Here is a 3,930-nt window from a genome sequence, read left to right as displayed (position 1 = left end):
TTGCGGGCAAGCGCCCGTGCCGCCGCACTCCCGGGTAGGCGGGGAAGTAGGCGTCGTGGTGACGGCTGCCACCTGCGTCGTTCCAGAAGTGCAGCGGCATGGACGGCATTGGTCGCATGATCACTAGCTCGGCGGTCTGCCCACGGACCGGCCCGCCCGCCGGACCCCACGCCTCCAGCGTGACACCCAGGGACGGACCGGACAGCTCACCGGCCGGACCGGCAGGATCGGTGCGCCGCCGACGAGCGCGGTCGCCACGCCCGTCCCACCGCTCGCGGACTGCACCTCGACGTGTTCCCCGACCGGGGTGCGGATCCACTCGTACGCGGATGCAGGCAGGTGTGATCCGGCTGAGACGTCGTCAGGCGCCGTTTACGTTGGCCTCGGTGTGCCGGCTTTCGAGGTCGCCGTTCAGGGGCCGCGAGAGTTCTGGCATCGGACGGTTTGGACGTCGTGTGGTCGTGTGGTCGTGTGGTGCTTTTTGGTCAGGGGGTGGGGTTGGGGTAGAAGGCGTTGATCTCGGCCAGGACGCGGTCGGGCGCTTCGTGGAGGAGGAAGTGTCCGGCCCCGGGGACGACGGCGGAGGTGGCGTGGGGGGCGGCGTCCTGGAGGGGCGGCAGGAACGCGTCGGCGAGGCCGGCCTGGGTGATCAGGTGGACCGGGATGGTCAGCGGGGTGTCCTGGAGTTTGGTGTTGTCGGCCTCGTCCTGGGTCAGGGTCCGGTAGAGCCCGAAGCCGGCGTGCAGGACCTGGGGGCGGGAGTACACCCGGACGAACTCGGCGAGTTCGTCGTCGGAGACGTTCTCGCCGGCGGTCTTCACACTCTGGAAGAAGTAGGTGAGGAAGGTTTCGACCCGGCCGGTGACCAGTTCCTCGGCGAGCGGATTCTGCAGGAAGAAGGAGAAGTGCCAGAACATCGATTCGAGGGTGGCGAACTTCAGGTTCTTGCCGACGAGGGCGGCGTCCATGAGGAACAGGCCCGCCACCTGGTCGCGGTACTGGGCGGCCAGTGAGTAGGCGACGTTGAGGCCGTGGTCGTGGGCGACGACCTGTACGTTCTCGTGGTGGCCGAGGTGGTTGAGCAGCTTGTGGACGTAGGTGGCCAGGACCGTCTTGGTCATGGAGGGCGGGTTTCCGGTCGAGTCGCCCAGGCCCGGCAGGTCGATGGCGATGACGGTGCGGCCGGGCAGCAGCGAGGGCATGATCGGGCGGTACTCGTACCAGTTCTGCGGCCAGCCGTGCAGCAGCACCATGACCTGCGGGCCGTCGCCGCCGATGACGTAGTGCATCTGCACGTCGTCGATGGTGGTGAAGCCGTGCCGGAAGAGCTTGTTGAACTCGGCGTCGTCCTTGGTCGCCGTGTCGTAGCCGGGGCTGAGCGGCTCCTCCGACCCGACGGCTGCGGCGGTGGTGAAAGCGTTCATGGTGGTGTTACGTCCTTTTTTAGGGGTCCTTGCAGGAAGATCGTGTTGTGGCACGGTGGAGGTGTACGTAATCCCGTGTTTTCTGGGGGGTATGACCAGCCGCGGCGGAAGCCGTGGGAGGTCGGTGACGGGTTGCGGGCCGGGGTCCCTCTGCCTCGTGCAGGTGCCGGCTCAGCCGCAGCAGTCGCGGCCGGGGCGGCGGCCGCAGGCGCCTGTCTCCCCGCCGGCGGCCGGAACCACCACGGTGGGTCGGTGTCCGGACCCGGTCAGGAGTTCCGGTTCCACCTCTTCCGCGATGCTCTCCACTCAGATCCAGTCGTCGATCGAGAAGCTGCCGCCCGCGGGCCGGACAACCGTGGCGGTCAGTTCCCTCACCCGGTCGGCAGGTACCGGAACGCCCGGGGCCTGGAAGATCCATTCCATCGTCTTGTCCAAGCTCACGTCCTTGGGCACTTCCCCGAAGTAGGGCTTGCAGTAGACGGGCGTGCCTGGTTCGCTGCGCCAGCTGTCGGCGAGCGTGCCGATGTCCACCGCGTCGTAGCCGAGGAGGTCGAGCAACTCCACGACCTCCGCCTTGGCGGCGGCGTCGTCGCCGGCGATCGGCATGGCACTGCGGTCCGGCGCACCCGAGGGGCGGGCCAGGCTGAACAGCTGGCTGACGACGATGTTGCTGGCCGCCTTGACCACACGGGAGTCGGCCAGGTGGCGCTGTACCAGCTCGCTGCTCGTCAGCTCGTTCGCGTCCAGCTCGGCGATGCGGCCGTCGCGCTCCGGGTAGTAGTTCAGCGTGTCGATCACGATCTTGCCCGCCAGCGGCTGTGCCGGGATCTTCTCGTAGGCGCTTAGCGGGATGGACACCACTACCAGGTCCCCGGCCTCGGCGGCCTCGGCGGGAGTGGCCGCCCGGGCGCGGGGGCCGAGTTCGGCGACGAGATCGGCGAGGGACTCGGGGCCGCGGGAGTTGCTCAGGACGACGTCCAAGCCTGCGGTGACAGCAAGGCGGGCCAAGATGCCGCCGACGTTGCCACTGCCGATGAAGCCGAGTGTCTTGCTCATGGTGCTTTGTTCTCCAAGGGGATGAGGAAATGCAGGACCGGCCACAGCCACGAACCATAACCGGACCGGCTGGTCACTTTAACTACCGTACCACCTAACCGGACCGCTCGGTCATGTTGCGTAGAGTGGACCCATGAGCACTGAAGAAGAAGCTGTTGCAGCGCCGCCCGCGCGACGGATGAGAGCCGACGCGGTGCGGACGCGCAAGGCGCTGTTGAAGGCTGCCGCGGAGGTGTTCGCCGAGCACGGCGCGGAAGGGTCCACTGCGCAGATCGCGGCACGGGCGGGTATCGGAAAGGGAACCGTCTTCCGGCATTTCCCCACCAAGGAGGACCTGTTCGCCGCGATCATCGGCGAGGAAATCGACGGGCTGGTGACAGTGGGCCGCCAGCAGGCCGAGCAGGCCGACGCCGACACCGCCCTGCTGCAGTTCATGAGCGCGGGCGTCGATCTCTACGCAAACAACCGGGCGCTCGCGGAGGCACTCCGTATGGTGTCGGATCTTCGGCGCCCGGAGATACAGGCCGGACAGGAGCAGCTGATCGCAACAGCCGAGTCACTGGCGCGGCGGGCGCAACGCGACGGCTCACTCCGTGCGGACCTGAACGGGCAGGACGTGATGCTGCTGATCTGCGGCGTGTACTACACCGCCGCACCCTTGCTGGCTGCCGATCCGTCGGCCTGGCGGCGCTACCTGCGGCTCACCTTCGACGGCATGTGCGCCACCGGCACCGGGCCTCTACCCCCGGCACTCTTCCACGACTCCTTGCTGCCGACGATCCGGTAGACCGACCGGCATGCGCCAGAAGGTCACCGACGCGCGGGCTGCCAACACAACCGAATCCGGCTCCTACAGGCCTCCGCGCTGCGGTCTTCGGTCGGCGCCCCCGACCGACGCTCCAGCTCGGGCCTCGTCGGCTCCACGGCGAACGTTCCGTACGCCGAGGCCCACGCGTCCGGAGCTGGAGCGGTCCTTCTACCTGGACGATGTGGATCGGGACCTGATCGCGTTGCGGCGGACGAAGGCCACCCGCTGGGATTCGCGGTGCAGATGTGCACCGTGCGGCATCTCGGCCGGTTCCTGGTGGACGATCCGCTTTCCGCTCCGGAGAAGTCGTCCGGGCGAGCAGCATCTCGGCCACGCCCTCCAGGAGGGCGTCCTTGTTCGGGACGAGGGCATCTGGTCGCTGCTACGGCGCGGCCCGCTGGCCAATGTCGCCTTCACCGACGACGACCACCTCGAACGCACCCTCCGCCGGGGCCTGCGCCACATCCAGCACCGCCCCGACCTCATCGACGGCTGCCTCAGCGGCACCAGACTCACCCTCACCCACCATCCGACAACAAACCGAAGAGATCAGTAACAGGATTCCATCCTGTGCATACGGCTTCGAAGGCCCTGGCTCCTGAGCGTTCCAGGAGTTCAGGACTCCGTGGCGCTTGCCGGCAC

The 3,930-nt window shown here is 67.9% G+C and carries 3 protein-coding genes and 2 pseudogenes; 3 read left to right on the top strand and 2 right to left on the bottom strand.

Annotated features, from left to right (window positions below; genetic code table 11):
• Positions 1 to 485: 485 nt before the first annotated feature.
• Both ACFZCY_RS45375 and ACFZCY_RS45370 read right to left on the bottom strand, forming a co-directional pair.
• Positions 486 to 1,424: an alpha/beta fold hydrolase gene (locus tag ACFZCY_RS45375; RefSeq protein ID WP_391187692.1), complete on the bottom strand. Its 939-nt coding sequence runs from the start codon at positions 1,422 to 1,424 to the stop codon at positions 486 to 488.
• Between the two features lie 306 nt (positions 1,425 to 1,730).
• Positions 1,731 to 2,480 (bottom strand): NAD(P)-binding domain-containing protein, encoded by a 750-nt coding sequence (locus ACFZCY_RS45370; protein WP_391187689.1) that lies wholly within the window; start codon positions 2,478 to 2,480, stop codon positions 1,731 to 1,733.
• A gap of 133 nt (positions 2,481 to 2,613) precedes the next feature.
• Here ACFZCY_RS45370 and ACFZCY_RS45365 point away from each other — a divergent pair, with 133 nt between their 5' ends.
• The 3 genes and pseudogenes from ACFZCY_RS45365 to ACFZCY_RS45355 form a co-directional block, all read left to right on the top strand.
• The gene (locus ACFZCY_RS45365) at positions 2,614 to 3,267 is read left to right on the top strand and encodes a TetR family transcriptional regulator (protein WP_391187687.1); all 654 of its coding nucleotides are present in this window, start codon (positions 2,614 to 2,616) and stop codon (positions 3,265 to 3,267) included.
• A 160-nt stretch (positions 3,268 to 3,427) separates the two neighbouring features.
• Positions 3,428 to 3,588 (top strand): annotated as a pseudogene (locus tag ACFZCY_RS45360) (DUF4158 domain-containing protein); the annotation flags it as partial.
• Positions 3,589 to 3,652: 64 nt separating this feature from the next.
• Positions 3,653 to 3,844, top strand: a pseudogene (locus ACFZCY_RS45355) (IS630 family transposase); the annotation flags it as partial.
• Positions 3,845 to 3,930 lie beyond the last annotated feature (86 nt).

The sequence above is a fragment of the Streptomyces sp. NPDC007983 genome (assembly GCF_042958345.1).
GTDB lineage: Bacteria > Actinomycetota > Actinomycetes > Streptomycetales > Streptomycetaceae > Streptomyces.
This window is presented reverse-complemented; position numbering and strand designations above follow the sequence as displayed.